Here is a 21,506-nt window from a genome sequence, read left to right as displayed (position 1 = left end):
TCGTTCCTGATTCATTATCAACGTCCGACCCGTATCATTTAGTAAGAATGCCCTCCCTCATCCATTTCTTTCTCTGTAATCTTATGACGGTCGATGCTGCGCCATGCATAGAATATATAGGCAAGAACGAACGGAACAAGAATAGAAACATACGCCATTGTTTTAAGCGTAAATTCGCTGGAACAGCTATTGGCCAGAGTCAATGAACTTTGCAAATCCGTATAAGACGGATAATAAGCAGTATTGTTGTATCCGGCTACCAATAACAGGGATAAAACCGTCAGCACAGTGCCAATGCCCGTAAACCAGATTCCCTTATCAAAAGTCTTTTTAAGAACCGTCTTTCCGATTCCAAAGAGAACCAATACCACTCCGATAAGGAAAAGGATTAATACAACCGGCATTTCGATAAAGTTAGTAAAGTACTTGAATGGCTGCATATAAACCTCCTGCGTATCAGGATTTACGGCAAAACCGTCGGATACCAATGTACGGATGACGAAAGCCAGAAAGAATAATAAGAATAAAACCGTATTATTCAGTACGGCACGACGGCATTTATCGGTCAATTCTTTATCATCTATATTATTAATGAAATAAAGTGCGCCCAACACACGAGCGAGGAAAAATACAGCCAGCCCCAGAATCACATTCCAGATATTGGTCAATGCATCAAGTCCATGCCACCCATTGCCCCAATGACTGATAACCGGCATAATGGTATCCGTCATATTCGCCTTATTGATATAAAAATCAGAACCGGTGAAAAAAGTAGCAACTGCCCCGCCAAGCAACAAAGGCCCCACTACCCCGTTAATCACCAAAAACGTCCGGTATGTCTTTTTACCTAACAGATTGCCTGCCTTACTCTGAAATTCATAGCTGACAGCCTGCAACACAAAACTGAAAAGAATAATCATCCAAAGCCAATAAGCTCCGCCGAAACTGGTACTATAAAATAAAGGAAATGAAGCAAAGAAAGCACCTCCGAACGTTACCAATGTAGTAAACGTAAACTCCCATTTGCGACCGGTAGAATTTACCAACATCTTGCGATGTTCTTCCGTCTTGCCCAGACAGAACAATAACGAATTACCTCCTTGCACAAACAATAAGAACACAAGTATGGCTCCCAGCAAGGAAACGATCAGCCACCAATATTGTTGTAGAAATATATACATATATTTTAAGTATTAAGTTTTAAGTATTATGTATGACGCTCTGATATCAGATTCCAGGTATTAAACCTCCGGCCCCTTCTTGATAGCCCTTATCATGATTCCTATTTCCGCAATCAGCATTACGGTAAATAAAAACAGGAAGATAAAGAAAGTAGTCTGAACAGAGCCGACATCCAACTTGGAGATAGCCGCCGATGTAGGAAGCAGATCCCGGATAGCCCACGGTTGACGGCCACATTCGGCAACCACCCAACCGGCTTGTCCGGCAATGTAAGCCAGAGGAATCGTCAGTAAAGCCACCCAATGCATCCAGCGCATTTTGCTTAAATCCTTTTTATAGATAAAGAACAGTACAACAATAAAGAACAGAATGAAATATCCACCCAGAATCACCATGACACGGAAGGCATAAAAGTTCAGAGGAACATTCGGAACCAACTGATTCACATCCTTAATATATCCGTATCCGAAATAAGGAATATTCTCCTGCAACACTTTGTATGCCACTTGCGCATCCTCCTCGTTCCCGGCACTCTTCGCAGCACGGTAAGCAGCCAGCGCACCGATAGCCGTTTTACCCCGTTCAATCTTTTCGGCAGCCGAAAGAGCAATCGTACCGTCTTTCTGTTGATAGCCACCTTCGATAATATTCGTAATTCCCGGAACATAAGCATTGGCGTCACGCTCGGCAAGGAAAGAAAGCATACTCGGTATCTCAATACGGAACAGGAAAGGTTCTTTTCCGTCATTATAAGTCTTCTTTTCGGGATTCAGCATGCCGATTCCCACCAAACCCACATTCGTACCACCCTCATACAATCCTTCCACAGCGGCAAGTTTCATCGGCTGCGTCTGCGCAATCTGATAACCGGAGCCGTCTCCTGTCCAAACGGAAAGCAGTGATGCCACCAATCCGAAGATAGCACCAATCTTTATGCTGGCAAGTGCAAACTCACGATTGCGCTTCTTCAACAAATACCAGCAACCAATGCCTACTACAAACACGCCACCCAGCACCCAGCCGGACAACACCGTATGAAAGAATTTATTGACGGCCACAGGCGAAGTAGCCACCGCCCAAAAGTCCACCATTTCATTACGAACCGTATCAGGATTGAACTCCATGCCCACCGGATGTTGCATCCAAGCATTGGCAACAAGAATCCACCAGGCGGAAATTGTAGCTCCCAGACCTGTCAGCCAGGTAGAAGCCAAATGAAAACGCTTGCTCACTTTCTCCCAGCCGAAGAACATCACCGCTATAAACGTAGCTTCCATGAAGAAGGCCAAAATCCCTTCAATAGCCAACGGCGCACCGAAGATATCGCCTACGAACCACGAATAATTACTCCAATTCGTACCAAATTCAAATTCCAAAATCAAACCGGTTGCCACACCAATGGCAAAGTTAATACCGAAAAGTTTCATCCAGAATTTGGCTGTCCGTTTCCAGAATTCATTGCCTGTTTTATAATACAGCGTCTCCATTATTCCCATTACCACCGCCAGTCCGAGCGTAAGGGGAACAAAAATCCAGTGGTACATAGCTGTCATCGCAAATTGGGCTCTCGACCAATCGATCAGCGAGGTGTCAATACTTTCAATCATAATCTTATGTAGTTTAAAAGTTAAAAATCAGTAGATTTCTCGGGAAGAGCACGTTGTATCAGTTCATTTCCCACATACGTTCCCTTGTCGGCATCCGTAGGGTGGTCGCCAAGAAAGTCGGGGAAGAAGAACAACTTCAGAATAAAGAACATGATGAATAATTTCAAAAGGATAATAATCCACAGAGTACGCCCCAAAGTCATACTTCGAAAGCCTTCCAGGTAGAAGTTCCAGACGGAAAGTAGTGTATTCTTCATATTTCTACGTCAAGATTTGTAATGAGTACAAATATACAATTTTTATAATTAAAACAAACAAATCCCTTGAATTGTTGCAGAATTTGTCGTGTTTTTCTAAAAAAACCTGCCTATCGACAGAAAAAAATCATTTAACGGCGAAATTCCGCAATCCGTCTATCACTTTTGCTGCTATTATAATATGTACGTACCTTCGTTTCCGGTTAATTAATAGAAGAATGAATATGATAAACGTAAGAAGATTGACAGTGATAGCATTTTTAGGTGCAGGTATGCTGCCCGGCATATCTGCCCAAAATTCTTCTCTGCAAGTCGATACACTGAACGAAACAAAGCTTCCCGCTCAATGGGACTTGCAATCGTGTATCGACTATGCCCTTGAGCAGAATATTACGATTCGTAAAAATCGGGTTACTGCGGCAAGCACGCAGATTGATGTGAAGACAGCCAAGGCTGCCTTGTTCCCCAGCCTCTCTTTCTCTACCAGCCAGCAGGTTGTGAACCGACCGTATCAGGAATCAAGTAGCAGAGTCAGTGGCAGTGAGATTATCAGTACCAACAGTAAAACCAGTTACAATGGAAACTACGGACTAAATGCCTCGTGGACTCTTTATAATGGTAGCAAACGGCTGAAGACAATCCAACAGGAGAAACTGAACAATCAGGTAGCCGAACTGGATGTAGCGACTTCGGAGAACAGTATTCAGGAGTCTATTGCACAAATATATATTCAGATACTTTATGCAGCAGAGTCTGTCAGAGTAAATGAAAATACGCTGCAAGTCTCCATTGCACAGCGCGACCGCGGTCAGGAACTTCTGAATGCCGGAAGCATTGCCAAAAGCGATTTCGCACAATTGGAAGCGCAGGTCAGTACCGACCGTTACCAACTTGTCACAGCGCAAGCCACTCTGCAAGATTACAAATTACAACTGAAACAACTGCTCGAACTCGACGGGGAGAATGAAATGAACATCTATCTCCCCGCTCTGTCCGACGAGAATGTACTGTCTCCGTTGCCCGCCAAAAGAGATGTGTATGTGAGTGCCCTTGCCCTTCGTCCCGAAATCGAAGCGAGCAAACTCAATGTGAACGCTTCCGAATTGGGAATCGACATTGCCAAGTCCGGCTACCTTCCTACCGTCAGCCTCAGCGCGGGAATCGGAACGAATCATACCAGTGGTAGTGATTTCACTTTCGGCGAACAAGTAAAAAATGGCTGGAACAATTCCATCGGATTGTCTGTCAGCGTGCCTATTTTTAATAATCGACAGACAAAGAGTGCCGTACAGAAAGCCAAGTTACAATATGAAACGAGTATGCTGTCATTGCTCGACGAACAGAAAGCCTTATACAAAACGATTGAAGGACTTTGGCTCGACGCCAACAGTGCACAGCAACGCTATGCAGCAGCCAACGAGAAACTGAAAAGTACGCAAATCAGCTACAACCTGATTAGCGAGCAATTCAATCTGGGAATGAAAAATACAGTAGAACTTCTCACTGAAAAGAACAACTTGCTGCAAGCACAGCAAGAACAGCTTCAAGCCAAATATATGGCAATACTGAATACACAGTTGTTGAAGTTCTATCAAGGCGACAAACTAGCTTTGTAAGGAATCGAATATCAGCATTATAAATAAGTAAAAGCATAATAAACGAATGAAAACGAAAAAGATTATTCTAATCGCTGTGGCAGTCGTTGTGGTTGTGGGAGCAGGAATCTGGTTCTTTGCAGGTTCACCCGCCAAACACAAGGTTACGTATGCCACCACTACTGTCAGCAAAGGCGATATTTCAAATTCGGTGACTGCTACCGGAACGATCGAACCGGTAACGGAAGTAGAAGTCGGTACACAGGTATCCGGTATCATCGACAAAATCTATGTGGACTATAACTCGGTAGTAACCAAAGGACAGTTGATAGCCGAAATGGACCGCGTCACCCTGCAAAGCGAACTGGCTTCACAGAAAGCAACCTATGACGGTGCGAAAGCCGAATACGAATATCAGGAAAAGAACTTCCAACGCAGCAAAGGTCTGCACGAGAAATCATTAATCAGTGATACGGACTACGAACAGGCCCTCTATAACTACCAGAAAGCCAAAAGTAACTACGACAGCAGCAAAGCCTCTCTGGCAAAAGCAGAGCGTAACCTGTCCTACGCCACGATTACCTCACCGATTGACGGTGTAGTTATCAGCCGTGATGTGGAAGCCGGACAGACTGTTGCTTCCGGATTCGAAACTCCGACCTTGTTCACCATTGCTGCGGACTTGACAAAGATGCAGGTAGTGGCCGACGTGGACGAAGCTGATATAGGCGGTATCGAAGAAGGTCAACGTGCCAGCTTCACGGTAGACGCTTATCCGAACGACACATTCGAAGGAGTAGTGACACAGATTCGCCTGGGAGATGCGAGCAGTACCAGCAGTACAAGTTCCAGCACCAGCACGGTGGTTACTTATGAGGTGGTAATCTCCGCCCATAATCCGGATCTGAAACTGAAACCACGTCTGACTGCCAATATCACAATCTATATTCTCGACAAGAAAGATGTACTGTCTGTTCCTAACAAGGCTTTGCGCTTTACACCGGAAGAACCTCTGATCGGTAAAAACGATATTGTGAAGGATTGCGAAAGCGAACATAAAGTCTGGACACGCGAAGGCACCACATTCACTGCTCATCCGGTAGAAATAGGAATTACAAACGGAATCTCCACAGAGATCATCAGCGGTGTCGCCGAAGGAACAAGAGTAGTGACAGAAGCTACCATAGGTGGCATGCCGGGCGAAAGCATGGAAGCCCCGACAGGTCAGGAAGGCGGAGAAAGAAGTCCGTTCATGCCGGGCCCTCCGGGAAGCAAAAAGAAAAAATGAATCCATTTTAAGAAATCAGTCTAAGAGGATAGAGCTGATTTCCTAAAATTAAAATAATGTGAGTTCGATATAAGTCTATACTATTCACAACTCTCCTCCTTCGGGAAGGAGGAGTACCCGTAGGGGGAGGTGGTAGGTGAATATATAGGTATATGAAATATACTGTCTTACGATTAAAAGCAAATGGCCGCACCTACCACCCCGCCCTTTGTTTTCCCCTCCTTCCCAGAGGGGAAAACATGCGGATGATAGCTGTTATATCGAACTCACATTAAAACAGGCTAAAATAAACTTTGCGCAAATCCGAGAAGTATGCAAAATCGATTCTGAAAACCAGCAGACATTTTGCAAATGAGAAATAAAGAATAAAAGATGAAAAAAGTAATTGAACTTCAAAATATCAAACGTGACTTTCAGGTAGGAGAAGAAACCGTCCATGCGTTACGAGGCGTTTCTTTCACTATCAACGAAGGAGAGTTTGTTACTATCATGGGAACTTCCGGTTCGGGAAAATCCACGCTGCTCAACACATTGGGCTGTCTGGATACCCCAACCAGCGGAGAGTATCTGCTCGACGGAATCTCCGTCCGCACAATGAGCAAACCTCAACGGGCGGTACTCAGAAACCGGAAAATCGGTTTTGTGTTCCAGAGCTACAACCTCCTCCCCAAAACAACGGCAGTAGAAAACGTGGAGTTGCCGCTGATGTACAACTCCGCCGTCAGTGCCTCCGAACGTCGCCGCCGTGCTATCGAGTCTCTACAAGCGGTGGGACTGGGCGACCGTCTCGAACATAAGTCGAACCAAATGTCCGGCGGACAGATGCAACGTGTTGCCATCGCCCGCGCACTGGTGAACAATCCTGCCGTTATCCTTGCCGACGAAGCCACCGGAAATCTCGACACCCGTACCTCTTTTGAGATACTTGTCCTATTTCAGAAACTTCACGCGGAAGGACGTACAATTATATTCGTAACGCATAATCCCGAAATCGCACAATACAGTAGCCGGAATATACGGTTGCGCGACGGTCATATAACGGAAGATACGGTCAATACGAAGATTCTGTCTGCCGCCGAAGCGCTGGCTGCATTGCCGAAAAATGAGGAAGACTAATTAAAGTTATAAGCTTTTAAACATGAATGGAACCAATTTATTTAAAATAGCTCTCCGGGCGTTGGCGAACAACAAGCTACGCGCTTTCCTTACCATGCTTGGCATCATTATCGGTGTCGCATCCGTCATCACGATGCTTGCCATTGGACAAGGCTCGAAGAAAAGTATCCAACAGCAGATATCCGAAATGGGCTCGAACATGATAATGATTCACCCGGGAGCTGATATGCGTGGAGGTGTCCGGCAAGATCCCTCTGCGATGCAGACCTTGAAACTGGCGGACTACGAAGCCTTACGCGATGAGACAAATTTCCTGTCTGCCATTAGTCCTAACGTATCTTCGTCCGGACAGCTCATCGCCGGAAACAATAACTACCCTGCCTCCGTCAACGGAGTAGGAACAGAATATCTCGACATCCGTCAGCTCACTGTCGAAAATGGACAGATGTTTACCGAAGCCGATATACAAAGCTCCGCCAAAGTATGCGTTATCGGAAAGACAATCGTAGATAACCTTTTCCCGGACGGTAGTGATCCCGTGGGAAAGATTATCCGTTTCAGCAAAATACCGCTTCGCGTGGTAGGTGTGCTCAAATCGAAAGGTTACAACTCTATGGGACAGGATCAGGACGCCGTCGTGCTTGCGCCTTACACCACAGTGATGAAACGCCTGCTCGCCGTCACTTACCTGCAAGGCGTCTTTGCTTCTGCCCTCACTGAAGATATGACGGACTATGCCACGGAGGAAATCACCGAAATTCTTCGCCGCAATCATAAGCTAAAAACCTCGGACGACGATGACTTCACGATCCGTACCCAACAAGAATTGAGTACAATGCTGAACTCTACCACCGACTTGATGACAACCCTGCTTGCCTGTATCGCCGGCATTTCATTGGTAGTGGGCGGTATCGGAATCATGAATATCATGTATGTATCCGTCACGGAACGTACCCGTGAAATCGGTCTGCGTATGTCCGTCGGAGCACGAGGCGTCGATATTCTGAGCCAATTTCTTATCGAAGCGATCATGATCAGTATCACCGGAGGTATCATCGGAGTCATTATCGGCTGCGGAGCCAGTTGGATAGTGAAAAGCGTGGCCCACTGGCCTATCTATATTCAGCCGTGGAGCGTTTTCCTTTCTTTCGCTGTCTGTACCGTCACCGGAGTCTTCTTCGGTTGGTATCCTGCAAAAAAAGCTGCAGATTTAGATCCGATTGAGGCAATCAGATACGAATAAAAAACTATCTTTGTCTTTATGAAACAAACCTTTACATCCGCACGTCGTCCCCTGGAGATACTGATACACATTATCGGCTGGGGGATTATGTTCGGTTTCCCGTTCTTTTTCGTCGAACGTGGGAACGGAAACATCAACTGGTGGGCTTACGTACGCCATGCCGCCGTACCACTTTCTTTTATGATCGTGTTCTACGCCAATTATTTCCTGTTGGTTCCCCGCTACCTTTTTCAGAATCAGGCTAAGAGATATGTTGTTTACAACATCATCCTATTATGTGCCATTGGAGTTTTACTTCATCTCTGGCAGAGCCTGACATTCGACCCGTCATTTGCTCCAAAACCCAAACGGGCGGGTATGCCTCCGGGCTGGCTGTTTTTCCTTAGAGATATGCTGAGCCTTGTCTTTACTATCGGGCTAAGTGCCGCTATCCGCATGAGTGCCCGTTGGACACAGAACGAAGCTGCCCGTAAGGAAGCAGAAAAAAGCCGTGCGGAAGCCGAACTGAAAAATCTGCGCAATCAGCTGAATCCGCACTTCCTGCTGAACACCCTGAACAATATTTATGCACTGATTGCGTTCGACTCGGACAAGGCACAACAGGCGGTACAGGAATTGAGTAAATTACTCCGTTATGTTCTGTACGACAATCAGCAGACGTATGTCCCTCTCTGTAAGGAAGTGGACTTCATCCGCAATTACATTGAACTGATGCGTATCCGATTATCGTCGAACGTAAAAATGACTACTCAATTCGATATCCAGCCGGACAGCCAGACACTTATTGCCCCACTTATCTTCATTTCCTTGATTGAGAACGCTTTCAAACATGGCATCTCCCCCACCGAAACGAGTTTCATCAGCATTCGTATCTCGGAAAGCAACAAAGAGGTAATTTGTGAGATCCGTAACAGTAATCATCCTAAGACAATGGAGGACAAGAGTGGTTCAGGCGTGGGATTGGAACAAGTCAGCCGACGGCTGGAGATACTTTATCCAGGGGATTACACCTGGTCGAAAGGCATTTCGAAGGAGGGAGAAGTGTACGAATCTCGACTGAGTATCAGGATTTGAGAATAAAACGTTAAGTATTAAACAATAGATATAGAGAATTATGATGTTACGTTGTGCAATCGTTGATGATGAGCCTCTGGCTCTCGGTCTGTTGGAGAGTTACGTGAACAAGACTCCGTTTCTGCAACTAGCCGGGAAATATTCCAGTGCGGTTCAGGCCATGAAAGAGTTGCCGGATGAGGAAGTCGATCTTCTTTTCCTGGATATTCAAATGCCGGAGCTTAACGGACTGGAGTTTTCTAAAATGGTGGATTCTCGTACCCGTATTGTGTTTACCACCGCCTTCGGTCAGTATGCCATTGACGGCTACCGTGTCAATGCGCTCGATTATCTGCTGAAACCTATTTCGTATGTCGATTTCCTGCAAGCTGCCAATAAGGCACTTCAATGGTTCGAACTGGTTCAGAAACCGGAAGAAATAGACAGCATTTTTGTAAAAAGTGACTACAAACTGGTACAAGTAGACTTGAAGAAAATTATGTATATCGAAGGACTGAAAGATTATATTAAAATTTATACAGAAGACGCTCCCAAACCTATTCTTTCATTGATGAGTATGAAAGCTATGGAAGAACTTCTGCCGTCCAGCCGCTTTATACGTGTACACCGTTCGTTCATTGTACAAAAAGACAAAATACGTGTGATTGACCGTGGCCGTATTGTATTCGACAAGACCTATATCCCTATCAGCGACAGCTACAAGCAGGTCTTCCAAACTTTCCTCGACGAGAGGAGCTAATGTTTAGCTGTTTTATCGGTAAAAAAGAGAATTTTGTCGATTATAGTTTGTCAGAATATGATTTATGCGTACATTTGCACCGAACAGAAAAGGGATTGTGAAATTCCAAGAATAGAATAGTTTAGTTAAGTCTAGTTTAGTTTTTGTGTTGAAATGGCTTCCTCGTCGGCGGACGAACAAGGAAGCCATTTTATGTATATATACTAACTATTTATATATCGTTTCGAACTTCTTTTAAATAGTAATCCACCCCTTTTATTCCACTTTTTCTTTGTTATCAGTACTTGATTGATTAATACTATTATCTATATATTTTTTCAACTTAAACAAAAAGACTAGAGATGTTATTGAAATCATTATGGCTGCTCCACAAACGATATTCTCAATAGGATCACCCAGCTTTTCAATAACATATTTAATTATATAGCTCATAACAGCAGATCCTATAATTATACAGCTGAAAGATTTCTTAGATATTAAAGGTCTCATATGATTTGAATTTAATTATTAAAATATCTCCATACTAGTTCTAAACCCTTTACGACGGATTTACAATTATACACATTTAATCCCTTAATTCAAAAAAATATTTCCACTACATTAAATATTAATCAATATTATACTAAATGTTCAGTATTTGAATATACTTGGTTTTTATTTATTGTCCTTAATTTAGCGGAATACAAATATATTTGCAGAAAATATTCATTATTTTCCCTAACTTTGCAGTGACAAATCTCACCAAAATGGAATTCGACGTAGAAGAACTAAAGAAAGCACTAATAGAGAAGTGCGAGAGTGAAGGTATACTGTATGCAATGGTTGCGATAGACCGACGTACGAAAGAAGTTATTCTTCCCGATACACTACAAGGAGCTTTGAAACATCCGGAATACCTTGTGTGTACTTGTAAGAAGGTGGAAGACAAATATATAGTGGAGGAGATCACGAAAACGTAACTCTCCTCCAGTCTTTTATGTTTTACTCAGCAAGTAGTCCGCTAAGCAAATCGTTGTTCTTGCAGATAAGGATTCATGTTAGTTGTTGTTTTAGTAGCTCTGTTTTGAATTAATGTATCTCTTTACTCGCATCCCCAATATACGATGCAGCCCCTTTATCTATAAACAGTTCTACATTCTGTGCATGATGAGCGATATAAGCCGCAGGACCCGTATCTCCCGAATTACAGATTTCCTCCACCACATCCGCCTTATTCTTTCCGGTAATCAGAAAAATAACATGACGGGCATTCAGAATAGGATATCCGGTCATTGCAATACGCTTCTGTCCGTTGCAGGGATGAATACTGACTACATAACTGGAAGTGGAAGTCAAGAGATTCTCCTGTCCTGGAAAAATAGAGGAAGTATGCCCGTCGTCTCCCGCTCCAAGCAGTACAATGTCAAACTCAGGCCAGCCCAATCTGTATGGCAGTTGCTGTTTCACCAATTCGGAGTAACGAACCGCCTCTTTCACCGGCTTAGCTTCGCCACGGATGCGGAATACGTTTTCATAAGGAATGGGGGCTATCCCAAGAAGGAGATTACGCATCATTCCATAATTACTGTCAGAGTCTTCGGGAGGCACACAACGTTCGTCCACCCAATAGATTTTCATACGGTTCCAAGGAGTGATATCCAGATATTCATTCGCCCATAAATCGAACATCAAAGCGGGGGTATTACCTCCACTGACTGCGATGTTGAATATTCTGTCCGGCTCCTCATTCATGAGTTCCACCAGACGAAGTATCAACGCGCGTGAGGTTTCAATCGACGAGGGAAAAACTGCTAATTTCATAATTCACAATATTGATCTGTGTTCGTCAAATTCTTACAAGGATTCGTCCAGTCGGCCCCATGATCGTGCATCATTGCTTCACTTTCTAGAGGTCCCCACGTGCCTGCCGGATAGCCGTACAAAGGTGCGTCAGGGTTTTCTTTCCAATAGCGGAGAACCGGGTCAAAGAATTTCCATGAGGCTTCTACTGCATCGCTGCGAGTAAATAAGGTCGGGTCGCCCTGAATACAGTCGTCTATCAGGCGTGCGTAAGCGTCGCCGCTCGGCACTCCGCCTAACTGTGCATAACTGAAATCCATTGTCACCTGACGGACTTCGAAACCTGCACCGGGCACTTTCATTCCAATCTTAAGCACTATTCCTTCGTTGGGTTGCAAACGAAGAATCAATTTATTAGCTCGCGGACAGTTACCGCCGGAGCAGCGAAACATTTGATGAGGTGTTTCACGGAAATGAACGACGATTTCCGTCACCTTCGTCGGCATTTGCTTGCCGGTACGAATGTAGAACGGGACACCGCTCCAACGCCAGTTACTGATACCCAGCTTCATGGCAATGTAAGTTTCCGTACGTGATTCGGAATCTACTCCCTTTTCTTCACGATAACCTTTCTTGTTACCGGAAGCCGTATATTGTCCACGAACGATGTGCTCGTTCAAATCTTCTTCAGTAAGCGGCGTGAGAGACTCGTAGACTTTCACCACTTCATTCCGGAAATTGTCCGCATTAAAGACAGCAGGTGGTTCCATAGCTGTAAGAGCTACAAGCTGGATAAGATGATTCTGTACCATGTCGCGCAAGGCACCCGCCGTTTCGTAGAACCCGCCGCGTTGCTCGATACCGAGGTTCTCGACAGCTGTAATTTCTACGTAGTCGATATAGTTACGATTCCAGAGAGGTTCGAAGATACCGTTGGCAAAACGGAACGCAAGCACGTTTTGTGCAGTTTCCTTGCCAAGAAAATGGTCGATACGGTAAATCTGGTGCTCGTTGAAGACAGAAGCATAGATACGGTTCAACTCACGTGCCGATTCGAGATCGTAACCGAAAGGTTTCTCGACGATGATACGCGAATGAGGAGTATTTAGTCCGGCAGCCTTCAGATGCAGAGGAACTACACCGTAAAGCGAAGGCGGAGTGGCAAGGTAAAACAACAAATTATCCGGATCTACCTCGTTAGTTAATTCCACCAGACGTTGGCGGAGTAAGGGGTAACCTTCTTCCTTTGCAGGGTCCAGCGGCAAGTAATATAGGTGAGAGACAAAAGAAGACATAAGAATAGTATCCTGTTCGTCTGCCTTGACGAATTGTTGCAGTTCTTCCAATATATAAGAACGATAGTTCTCGTCGGAGTATATCGTACGCCCGATGCCGAGTATAGAGAAATCTCCTGTAAGCCGCTTGTCGCGGTATAAGGAGTAGAGTGCAGGCATCAGTTTACGCTTGGTCAGGTCACCCGACGCACCGAAAATAATCATTGCAAATTTATCCATTGTCGCTTTTTTATTTCTACTTATCAAACAATCTTGTTACTTGAAAATACCTATTTATTATACATTATATGTTCCAGATTTCGTATCGCCTCCGTGTCCTGTCCAGTTTTCATGGAAGAACTGTCCGCGCAACTCATCTTTTCGTTCGAATGTATGCGCGCCGAAGTAGTCGCGCTGCGCTTGCACAAGGTTAGCGGGCAAATCGGCAGAAGTGAGTGAATAGAAATAATTCAAAGCAGAAGAAAAAGCCGGAACGGGCAGTTCTTCTTTCATCGCTTCTGCAACGAGACTCTTCCAACCGGAAAGCAACGTCTTGATTTCTTCTCGGAAATAAGGAGCCAGTAACAAGTGCTTAGGTTTATCGGGTGCTTCGAAAGCGGCAGCAATATCGTTGAGGAATATACTACGAATGATACATCCGCCACGCCACATACGAGCAATGGAGGCCAGATCAAGATGCCAGTCGAAAGCATCGGAAGCACGTTGCAACACGGCGAATCCCTGTGCATAAGAGACTAGTTTAGAAGCATAAAGGGCGGAAAAGATATTCTTTACAAGTTCCGCCTTATTATATATAGGTTGTGTATGTTGACACTGGAATTGTTTGGAAGCCAGACGACGCAGGTCTTTTTGTGCGGAAAGGCTGCGTTCGAATACTGCCGTGGCAATCAGCCCCAACGGCATACCTAGTTCCATAGCATTAATAACCGACCATTTACCGGTTCCTTTCTGTCCTGCTGCATCCAGAATCTTATCAATAAGATATCCCCCGGTTTTGTCTTTATGACGGAGAATGTTGGCAGTGATTTCAATCAGATAGCTGCGCAGCTTTCCTTCATTCCAACGGGCGAACACATCCGCCATTTCTTCATTATTCAAATCAATCAGATTCTTCATCACCCAATAAGCTTCGGCGATCAACTGCATATCACCGTACTCAATACCATTGTGAATCATCTTCACAAAATGTCCCGAACCGGCAGGGCCTACCCATTGGCAACACGGTGTACCATCCGGTGCTTTTGCTGCAATACTCTGAAGAATCGGCTTCACTTCCGACCATGCTTTTTCCGAACCACCGGGCATGATAGACGCACCGTTCAATGCTCCTTCTTCCCCTCCGGACACACCACTACCGACGAAAAGAAAACCTTTCGATTCGGCCAGTTTGACACGCCGGTTGGTATCTTCATAATTGGAGTTACCACCGTCGATAAGAATATCTCCGGGCGAAAGCAACGGAAAAAGTTGTTCCATCAATTCGTCTACCGGATTTCCGGCACGAACCATCATCATTATTTTACGAGGGGTAGCTATCGAATCAACGAATGCTTTTATATCTGTGAATCCTTCAATATTTTTACCTTTTGCACGGCTATTCATAAAGCGGTCTACGACTCCTTCTTCCACTCCGGGAACAGTACGGTTGTAAACTGATACATACCAGCCTTTACTCTCCATATTTAATGCTAAATTCTCGCCCATTACAGCCAAGCCGATTAGCCCGATATCTGTTTTATTCTGATTTGTCATAACTTGTATATTTTGATATAATGTTTATCATAGTAACACTTGAAAAGAACATTTGTTCGCAATATTTAGATTAAAACATTATTTTTGTGGTCTACAAATAAAAACAAGGATGAAGAAGATTAAAATCGGCTTATTGCCGCGTATCATTATCGCTATCATACTAGGTATTGCTATCGGTACAGTTTTCCCGGCACCACTGGTACGGATATTTGTTACATTCAACGGTATTTTCAGTGAGTTTCTCAACTTTTCCATTCCACTGATTATCGTCGGACTGGTCACTGTGGCTATTGCCGACATTGGTAAAGGTGCGGGAAAGATGTTGCTTGTCACCGCACTCATTGCATACGGTGCTACGTTGTTTTCAGGTTTTCTCTCCTATTTCACAGGAGTCACAGTATTCCCATCACTCATCGAACCGGGCGTGCCGCTCGAAGAAGTAAGCGAAGCACAAGGAATTCTTCCCTACTTCTCCGTCTCCATTCCTCCGCTGATGAATGTAATGACCGCGTTAATTTTCGCTTTTACGCTGGGGTTGGGGCTCGCCTCCCTGAACAGCGATGCGCTAAAAAACGTGGCAAGGGACTTCCAGGAGATCATCGTCCGCATGATTAGTGCTGTCATTCTGCCGTTGCTTCCGCTTTATATCTTCGGTATTTTTCTAAACATGACGCACTCCGGACAAGTATACGCTATCTTAATGGTATTTATCAAAATTATCGGAGTAATTTTCATTCTTCATATCTTCCTGCTGGTTTTCCAATATTCCATTGCAGCATTATTCGTGCGCAAAAATCCGTTTAAACTGCTCGGAAAGATGATGCCGGCATATTTCACGGCTTTAGGCACACAATCTTCAGCAGCCACTATCCCCGTCACACTGGAGCAGACGAAGAAGAACGGAGTATCCTCAGACATTGCCGGCTTCGTTATTCCACTATGCGCCACGATTCACCTGTCGGGCAGTACTCTGAAAATCGTAGCCTGTGCACTGGCATTGATGATGATGCAGGGAATACCGTTCGACTTTCCCCTATTTGCCGGGTTTATCTTTATGCTGGGGATTACAATGGTAGCTGCACCGGGTGTTCCTGGAGGAGCAATCATGGCGGCACTAGGTATCTTGCAGTCCATGCTCGGCTTCGATGAATCAGCACAAGCATTGATGATTGCTCTTTACATTGCCATGGACAGTTTCGGAACAGCTTGCAACGTAACCGGAGATGGAGCTATTGCTTTGATTATCGACAAAATAATGGGCAAAAACCGTGCTGAACGACTGTGCTGAAAAATAAATTGAAAGAGGTTTGCATATACTGCAAAAAATGTCGACATTTGCGCCCGTATTATTCCAAATAAACAATTATAACGTATGAAAAAAGCCCTAATATCAGGCATTACCGGACAAGACGGTTCGTATCTTGCCGAATTACTTTTGCAAAAAGGTTACGAAGTTCACGGTATCCTTCGTCGTTCTTCGTCGTTCAATACGGGACGTATCGAACATTTATATTTTGATGAATGGGTGCGCGACATGAAACAGAAACGTACGATCAATCTGCATTATGGGGATATGACAGATTCCAGTTCGTTAATCCGTATCATTCAACAAGTGCAACCTGATGAAATTTACAACCTGGCTGCCCAAAGCCACGTAAAGGTATCATTTGATGTTCCGGAATATACTGCCGAAGCGGACGCTATCGGTACGCTCCGTATGCTCGAAGCGGTACGGATTCTGGGACTGGAAAAGAAAACCCGTATCTATCAGGCTTCCACTTCCGAGTTGTTCGGTAAAGTGCAGGAAGTTCCACAGAAAGAGACAACTCCGTTCTATCCCCGTTCTCCGTACGGGGTAGCCAAACAATATGGTTTCTGGATTACCAAAAACTATCGCGAAAGCTACGGTATGTTTGCCGTAAACGGTATCTTGTTCAACCACGAGAGCGAACGCCGTGGCGAGACTTTTGTTACCCGCAAAATATCTCTGGCTGCCGCCCGCATCGCACAGGGCGAACAGGACAAGCTGTATCTAGGTAATCTGGATGCACGCCGAGACTGGGGATACGCCAAAGATTACGTAGAATGTATGTGGCTGATTCTGCAGCATGACGTTCCAGAAGATTTCGTAATCGCTACTGGAGAAATGCATACGGTACGCGAATTTGCTACGCTAGCTTTCAAGGAAGCAGGCATCGAACTCCGCTGGGAAGGCGAGGGCATAAATGAAAAGGGAATTGACGTAGACACCGGCAAGCCATTGGTAGAAGTTGACCCCAAATATTTCCGTCCATCGGAAGTTGAACAGTTGTTAGGCGACCCGACCAAAGCAAGAACATTGCTGGGTTGGAATCCGTGCAAGACTTCATTTGAAGAACTGGTCCGTATCATGGTACGCCACGACATGGAAAAGGTGAAACGCATGATCGCGAACAAACATTAAACGGAAGAATGGAAAAGAATGCAAAAATATATGTAGCAGGACACCACGGTCTCGTGGGTTCTGCTATCTGGAAAAATTTGCAGAATAAAGGATACACGAATCTGGTAGGTCGCACTCACAAGGAGCTTGACCTGCTCGACAGTGTATCTGTCCGCCAGTTTTTCGATGAAGAACAGCCGGAATATGTATTCCTTGCTGCTGCCTTCGTTGGCGGCATCATGGCAAACAGTATCTACCGCGCCGACTTTATCTACAAAAATCTGCAAATCCAACAGAATGTCATCGGGGAAAGTTTCCGCCACAACATAAAAAAGCTACTCTTTCTCGGAAGTACCTGTATTTATCCACGTGACGCCAAGCAGCCGATGAAAGAGGATGTATTACTTACTTCTCCGTTGGAATATACCAACGAGCCGTATGCCATCGCCAAGATTGCCGGTCTGAAGATGTGTGAAAGTTTCAACCTGCAATATGGAACAAACTACATCGCTGTGATGCCGACCAACTTATATGGTCCGAATGATAACTTCGATTTGGAACGCAGCCATGTACTGCCTGCTATGATCCGCAAGATTCATCTGGCCCATTGCCTGAAAGAAGGCAACTGGGAGGCTGTCCGAAAGGATATGAACCTGCGCCCGGTAGAAGGTATCAACGGAGACAGTCCGAAAGAAGAAATTCTGGCTATCCTAAGCAAATATGGTATCAGTGAAACGGAAGTGACATTGTGGGGTACGGGAACTCCTCTCCGCGAGTTCCTTTGGAGTGAAGAAATGGCAGACGCCAGTGTATTCGTCATGGAACACGTTGACTTCAAAGATACATATAAAGAAGGTAGCAAGGATATCCGTAACTGTCATATCAACATCGGAACAGGTAAGGAAATCACTATTCGACAACTTGCCGAGCGGATCGTAGAGACAGTAGGCTATCAAGGCAAACTGACTTTCGACAGCAGTAAACCGGACGGCACGATGCGTAAGCTAACCGATCCTTCGAAACTGCACGCACTGGGTTGGCATCACAAAATCGAAATCGAGGAAGGTGTGCGAAAGATGTATGAATGGTACTTGAAATAAAAAATCAAACAATCTGTTGATATGCTATCAGTATAATTATTTTAGCTTATAGCATATCACAGACTCACTCTTCTCTCCACCCTCTCCAAAAATTCTTCATAGTTAATTTTCCATTCTTAATTTAATTGCTATATTTGCACAATTTAATACCAAATGTGCAAAAACAATGGAACAAAGTTTTATAGCTTACATTGAGAATAGTATCAAGAACAATTGGGATTTGGATGCCCTGACAGATTACAAGGGAGCCACCCTTCAGTATAAAGATGTAGCCCGCAAAATCGAAAAACTCCATATAATTTTTGAGGAAAGTGGAATCCGCAAAGGAGATAAGATTGCCGTATGCGGAAGAAACAGCTCCCATTGGGGAGTAACTTTCCTTGCTACACTGACGTACGGAGCAGTAATCGTTCCTATTCTCCACGAGTTTAAAGCAGACAATGTACACAATATCGTCAACCATTCCGAAGCCAAACTGCTGTTTGTAGGAGATATGGTATGGGAAAACCTGAACGAATCGGCAATGCCACTACTCGAAGGTATCCTGATGATGAATGACTTCACCCTGCTGGTATCCCGTAGTGAACGGTTAACTCACGCACGCGAACATTTGAATGAAATGTTCGGCAAAAAATATCCGAAAAATTTCCGTAGAGAACATATCGAATACCACAAAGACGAACCCGAAGAATTAGCCGTTATCAATTATACTTCCGGAACGACCAGTTATTCAAAAGGAGTAATGCTCCCCTATCGTAGTTTGTGGTCGAATACTAAATTTGCATTTGAAGTATTGGAGTTGGAAGCCGGAGACAAGATTGTATCCATGCTTCCTATGGCGCACATGTACGGACTGGCTTTCGAATTTCTTTATGAGTTCTCCGTAGGATGTCACATCTACTTCCTGACCCGTATGCCAAGTCCGAAAATCATTTTCCAGGCATTTGAAGAAGTAAAACCCAGTTTGATCGTTGCCGTCCCACTGATTATCGAAAAGATTATCAAAAAGAGTGTACTTCCGAAGTTGGAGACTCCGGCCATGAAAATATTACTGAAAGTACCTATTATCAACGATAAGATTAAAGCAACGGTACGCGAAGAAATGATTAAGGCGTTCGGCGGAAACTTCAAAGCAGTTATCGTAGGGGGTGCAGCTTTCAATCAGGAAGTTGAGCAATTCCTGAAAATGATTGATTTTCCTTATACAGTAGGTTATGGAATGACAGAATGTGGTCCGATTATCTGCTATGAAGATTGGAGAAGGTTCAAACCCGGCTCTTGCGGAAAAGCTGTACCACGTATGGATGTACAGGTTCTATCTTCCGACCCGGAAAATATCGTAGGAGAAATAGTTTGTAAAGGACCGAATGTTATGCTGGGATATTACAAAAATGAAGAAGCTACAAAAGAAGTTATAGATAAAGACGGCTGGCTGCACACAGGAGACCTGGCGTTGAAAGATGCGGAAGGAAATATTACAATCAAGGGACGCAGCAAAAACTTATTGCTCAGTGCCAGCGGACAGAATATTTATCCGGAAGAAATAGAAGACAAGTTGAACAACCTGCCCTATGTGGCCGAAAGTATTATTGTCCAGCAGAACGAAAAGCTCGTCGGACTTGTTTATCCGGACTTTGATGATGCTTTTGCCCACGGTTTGAAGAACGAGGACATTGAACGGGTTATGGAAGAAAACCGAGTGGCGTTGAATGCTATGTTGCCGGCATATAGTCAGATCTCAAAAATGAAGATTTATCCGGAAGAATTTGAAAAGACGCCGAAAAAGAGTATTAAGCGTTATCTGTATCAGGAAGCGAAAGGATAATTATCCTCCCATGCATTTCCACCTGAACCGAGAAAAAAGAAATCAAGAGAAAGAGAAATATATTAAAAATGAAGATAAGAAAAACAATCCTCACGGCAGCTATTCTCATGGCTGCCGTTTGTTTGCCGGCACAGAATAAGAGTGCGGGTATCAATATTTCCATTTGGAAAGATATATGTACGCAGCCGCATGACAGTACGCAGACGACCTATGTCAATATCGGTCTGCTTTCTACGTTGAACCGCCTGAATGGTGTCGGTATCAATGCATTGGGAAGCGTAGTGCATGGCGACATGAATGGAGTGCAAATCACAGGTTTGGCTAACTTGGCAGGTGGAACAATGCGCGGTGTTCAGATAGCGGGTGTCAGCAATATCAGCGGTGACAATACCATAGGACTTTCTACTGCCGGATTAGTAAATATTACCGGAGACGGTACAAAAGGGGTAATTATTGCCGGTCTTACCAGCATCGGAGGAGATAATACTTCGGGAGTGATGATGAGCGGTTTTATGAATGTGACAGGAAACATGGCTTCGGGCTTTCAGTTCTCCGGCGCAGCCAATATCACCGGACAGAGTTATAACGGTATGGTAACTTCCGGACTACTGAATGTGGTGGGCGAAGATATGAATGGTTTGCAGATTGCAGGTATTGCCAATATTACTGCCCGAAAACTGAATGGCTTACAGATCGCTTTATGCAACTATGCAACAAAAGCCCGTGGTTTACAAATTGGTCTGGTCAATTATTATAGGGAAGATATGAAAGGATTGCAACTGGGTCTGGTCAATGCCAATCCTGATACGAAAGTGCAAATGATGCTGTATGGTGGCAATTCTACAGCTGCCAACATCGGTGTGCGTTTCAAGAACCAGCTGTTCTATACAATTCTGGGAGTCGGTTCCATGTATCAGGACTTAAATGACAAGTTCTCAGCCAGCGCCTCCTATCGTGCTGGTATTTCCTTCCCTGTTTATAAAGGACTATCTATCAGCGGAGATCTTGGTTATCAACACATTGAAGCATTCGACAATAAGGATGAAGTAATTCCAAAACGCCTATATGCACTGCAAGCCCGTGCCAATCTGGAATATCAGTTTACTCCAAAATTCGGTATTTTTGCAACGGGTGGTTACGGACTTACCCGGTTCTATAATAAATCAAGCAATTACGATAAAGGTGTTATCATTGAAGCAGGCATTGTTCTTTTCTAAAAAAGAATGTATGTA

19 protein-coding genes are annotated in these 21,506 nt (G+C 44.4%); 12 read left to right on the top strand and 7 right to left on the bottom strand.

Going from position 1 to position 21,506, the window contains the following annotated elements; all coding sequences use genetic code 11:
- Positions 1-38: 38 nt before the first annotated feature.
- Genes cydB through CGC64_RS11370 form a run of 3 tightly spaced genes read right to left on the bottom strand, consistent with a single transcriptional unit; the run spans position 39 to position 3,046 of the window.
- On the bottom strand, positions 39-1,181 hold the full coding sequence (gene cydB / locus CGC64_RS11380) for a cytochrome d ubiquinol oxidase subunit II (RefSeq protein WP_005676400.1): 1,143 nt from the start codon (positions 1,179-1,181) through the stop codon (positions 39-41).
- Between the two features lie 60 nt (positions 1,182-1,241).
- Complete coding sequence (locus CGC64_RS11375) at positions 1,242-2,789, bottom strand: cytochrome ubiquinol oxidase subunit I (RefSeq protein WP_005676401.1); 1,548 nt, start codon at positions 2,787-2,789, stop codon at positions 1,242-1,244.
- A gap of 20 nt (positions 2,790-2,809) precedes the next feature.
- Positions 2,810-3,046, bottom strand: a complete 237-nt coding sequence (locus CGC64_RS11370) for a DUF4492 domain-containing protein (protein WP_005676402.1) — start codon at positions 3,044-3,046, stop codon at positions 2,810-2,812.
- Between the two features lie 218 nt (positions 3,047-3,264).
- Between CGC64_RS11370 and CGC64_RS11365 the strand changes: the two genes are divergently transcribed.
- The 6 genes from CGC64_RS11365 (at position 3,265) to CGC64_RS11340 (ending at position 10,101) form a co-directional block, all read left to right on the top strand.
- A complete protein-coding gene (locus tag CGC64_RS11365; protein WP_005676403.1) occupies positions 3,265-4,662 on the top strand; it encodes a TolC family protein in 1,398 nt (465 codons plus the stop codon).
- A 46-nt stretch (positions 4,663-4,708) separates the two neighbouring features.
- Positions 4,709-5,929, top strand: coding sequence for an efflux RND transporter periplasmic adaptor subunit (locus CGC64_RS11360; RefSeq protein WP_005680682.1), 1,221 nt, complete (start codon positions 4,709-4,711; stop codon positions 5,927-5,929).
- 372 nt (positions 5,930-6,301) lie between these two features.
- A complete protein-coding gene (locus tag CGC64_RS11355; RefSeq protein ID WP_005676406.1) occupies positions 6,302-7,045 on the top strand; it encodes an ABC transporter ATP-binding protein in 744 nt (247 codons plus the stop codon).
- A gap of 22 nt (positions 7,046-7,067) precedes the next feature.
- Positions 7,068-8,288, top strand: coding sequence for an ABC transporter permease (locus CGC64_RS11350; RefSeq protein ID WP_005676408.1), 1,221 nt, complete (start codon positions 7,068-7,070; stop codon positions 8,286-8,288).
- Positions 8,289-8,306: 18 nt separating this feature from the next.
- Positions 8,307-9,362 carry a sensor histidine kinase gene (locus CGC64_RS11345; protein ID WP_005676410.1) on the top strand — a complete coding sequence of 352 codons (1,056 nt, stop codon included), beginning with the start codon at positions 8,307-8,309 and terminating at the stop codon, positions 9,360-9,362.
- A gap of 40 nt (positions 9,363-9,402) precedes the next feature.
- The gene (locus CGC64_RS11340) at positions 9,403-10,101 is read left to right on the top strand and encodes a LytR/AlgR family response regulator transcription factor (protein ID WP_005676412.1); all 699 of its coding nucleotides are present in this window, start codon (positions 9,403-9,405) and stop codon (positions 10,099-10,101) included.
- 255 nt (positions 10,102-10,356) lie between these two features.
- Here the strand turns inward: CGC64_RS11340 and CGC64_RS18960 are convergent, their stop codons facing one another.
- Complete coding sequence (locus CGC64_RS18960; protein ID WP_005676414.1) at positions 10,357-10,590, bottom strand: hypothetical protein; 234 nt, start codon at positions 10,588-10,590, stop codon at positions 10,357-10,359.
- Between the two features lie 257 nt (positions 10,591-10,847).
- Here CGC64_RS18960 and CGC64_RS11330 point away from each other — a divergent pair, with 257 nt between their 5' ends.
- A complete protein-coding gene (locus CGC64_RS11330) occupies positions 10,848-11,060 on the top strand; it encodes a hypothetical protein (RefSeq protein ID WP_005676415.1) in 213 nt (70 codons plus the stop codon).
- A gap of 109 nt (positions 11,061-11,169) precedes the next feature.
- Here the strand turns inward: CGC64_RS11330 and pgl are convergent, their stop codons facing one another.
- From pgl to gnd, 3 genes are read right to left on the bottom strand one after another with little or no spacing between them, the layout of a single operon-like run.
- A complete protein-coding gene (gene pgl, locus CGC64_RS11325; RefSeq protein WP_005676416.1) occupies positions 11,170-11,901 on the bottom strand; it encodes a 6-phosphogluconolactonase in 732 nt (243 codons plus the stop codon).
- Positions 11,898-13,394 carry a glucose-6-phosphate dehydrogenase gene (zwf, locus tag CGC64_RS11320; RefSeq protein ID WP_005676417.1) on the bottom strand — a complete coding sequence of 499 codons (1,497 nt, stop codon included), beginning with the start codon at positions 13,392-13,394 and terminating at the stop codon, positions 11,898-11,900. Before zwf ends, pgl begins: the two co-directional genes overlap by 4 nt.
- 57 nt (positions 13,395-13,451) lie before the next feature.
- A complete protein-coding gene (gene gnd / locus CGC64_RS11315) occupies positions 13,452-14,927 on the bottom strand; it encodes a decarboxylating NADP(+)-dependent phosphogluconate dehydrogenase (RefSeq protein WP_005676419.1) in 1,476 nt (491 codons plus the stop codon).
- A gap of 109 nt (positions 14,928-15,036) precedes the next feature.
- Between gnd and CGC64_RS11310 the strand changes: the two genes are divergently transcribed.
- From CGC64_RS11310 to CGC64_RS11290, 5 genes are all read left to right on the top strand, one after another.
- The gene (locus CGC64_RS11310) at positions 15,037-16,215 is read left to right on the top strand and encodes a dicarboxylate/amino acid:cation symporter (protein ID WP_005676421.1); all 1,179 of its coding nucleotides are present in this window, start codon (positions 15,037-15,039) and stop codon (positions 16,213-16,215) included.
- A gap of 84 nt (positions 16,216-16,299) precedes the next feature.
- Positions 16,300-17,370 (top strand): GDP-mannose 4,6-dehydratase, encoded by a 1,071-nt coding sequence (gmd, locus tag CGC64_RS11305; RefSeq protein ID WP_005676422.1) that lies wholly within the window; start codon positions 16,300-16,302, stop codon positions 17,368-17,370.
- Positions 17,371-17,378: 8 nt separating this feature from the next.
- Positions 17,379-18,449, top strand: a complete 1,071-nt coding sequence (locus CGC64_RS11300; protein ID WP_005676423.1) for a GDP-L-fucose synthase family protein — start codon at positions 17,379-17,381, stop codon at positions 18,447-18,449.
- Positions 18,450-18,615: 166 nt separating this feature from the next.
- Positions 18,616-20,274, top strand: coding sequence for an AMP-binding protein (locus CGC64_RS11295; protein ID WP_005676424.1), 1,659 nt, complete (start codon positions 18,616-18,618; stop codon positions 20,272-20,274).
- Positions 20,275-20,342: 68 nt separating this feature from the next.
- Positions 20,343-21,491 (top strand): LA_2272 family surface repeat-containing protein, encoded by a 1,149-nt coding sequence (locus CGC64_RS11290; RefSeq protein WP_005676426.1) that lies wholly within the window; start codon positions 20,343-20,345, stop codon positions 21,489-21,491.
- Positions 21,492-21,506 lie beyond the last annotated feature (15 nt).

The organism is Bacteroides caccae (genome assembly GCF_002222615.2).
GTDB classification, from domain to species: Bacteria; Bacteroidota; Bacteroidia; order Bacteroidales; family Bacteroidaceae; genus Bacteroides; species Bacteroides caccae.
Note: the sequence above shows the minus strand (reverse complement) of the source record. Positions and strands in the feature narration are given on the sequence as shown.

Excerpts from the sequence above, each read along its gene's own strand:
- cydB (WP_005676400.1), bottom strand. The coding sequence starts at position 1,181 with ATGTATATATTTCTACAACAATATTGGTGGCTGATCGTTTCCTTGCTG.
- CGC64_RS11375 (WP_005676401.1), bottom strand. The coding sequence starts at position 2,789 with ATGATTGAAAGTATTGACACCTCGCTGATCGATTGGTCGAGAGCCCAA.
- CGC64_RS11370 (WP_005676402.1), bottom strand. The coding sequence starts at position 3,046 with ATGAAGAATACACTACTTTCCGTCTGGAACTTCTACCTGGAAGGCTTT.
- CGC64_RS11365 (WP_005676403.1), top strand. The coding sequence starts at position 3,265 with ATGAATATGATAAACGTAAGAAGATTGACAGTGATAGCATTTTTAGGT.
- CGC64_RS11360 (WP_005680682.1), top strand. The coding sequence starts at position 4,709 with ATGAAAACGAAAAAGATTATTCTAATCGCTGTGGCAGTCGTTGTGGTT.
- CGC64_RS11355 (WP_005676406.1), top strand. The coding sequence starts at position 6,302 with ATGAAAAAAGTAATTGAACTTCAAAATATCAAACGTGACTTTCAGGTA.
- CGC64_RS11350 (WP_005676408.1), top strand. The coding sequence starts at position 7,068 with ATGAATGGAACCAATTTATTTAAAATAGCTCTCCGGGCGTTGGCGAAC.
- CGC64_RS11345 (WP_005676410.1), top strand. The coding sequence starts at position 8,307 with ATGAAACAAACCTTTACATCCGCACGTCGTCCCCTGGAGATACTGATA.
- CGC64_RS11340 (WP_005676412.1), top strand. The coding sequence starts at position 9,403 with ATGATGTTACGTTGTGCAATCGTTGATGATGAGCCTCTGGCTCTCGGT.
- CGC64_RS18960 (WP_005676414.1), bottom strand. The coding sequence starts at position 10,590 with ATGAGACCTTTAATATCTAAGAAATCTTTCAGCTGTATAATTATAGGA.
- CGC64_RS11330 (WP_005676415.1), top strand. The coding sequence starts at position 10,848 with ATGGAATTCGACGTAGAAGAACTAAAGAAAGCACTAATAGAGAAGTGC.
- pgl (WP_005676416.1), bottom strand. The coding sequence starts at position 11,901 with ATGAAATTAGCAGTTTTTCCCTCGTCGATTGAAACCTCACGCGCGTTG.
- zwf (WP_005676417.1), bottom strand. The coding sequence starts at position 13,394 with ATGGATAAATTTGCAATGATTATTTTCGGTGCGTCGGGTGACCTGACC.
- gnd (WP_005676419.1), bottom strand. The coding sequence starts at position 14,927 with ATGACAAATCAGAATAAAACAGATATCGGGCTAATCGGCTTGGCTGTA.
- CGC64_RS11310 (WP_005676421.1), top strand. The coding sequence starts at position 15,037 with ATGAAGAAGATTAAAATCGGCTTATTGCCGCGTATCATTATCGCTATC.
- gmd (WP_005676422.1), top strand. The coding sequence starts at position 16,300 with ATGAAAAAAGCCCTAATATCAGGCATTACCGGACAAGACGGTTCGTAT.
- CGC64_RS11300 (WP_005676423.1), top strand. The coding sequence starts at position 17,379 with ATGGAAAAGAATGCAAAAATATATGTAGCAGGACACCACGGTCTCGTG.
- CGC64_RS11295 (WP_005676424.1), top strand. The coding sequence starts at position 18,616 with ATGGAACAAAGTTTTATAGCTTACATTGAGAATAGTATCAAGAACAAT.
- CGC64_RS11290 (WP_005676426.1), top strand. The coding sequence starts at position 20,343 with ATGAAGATAAGAAAAACAATCCTCACGGCAGCTATTCTCATGGCTGCC.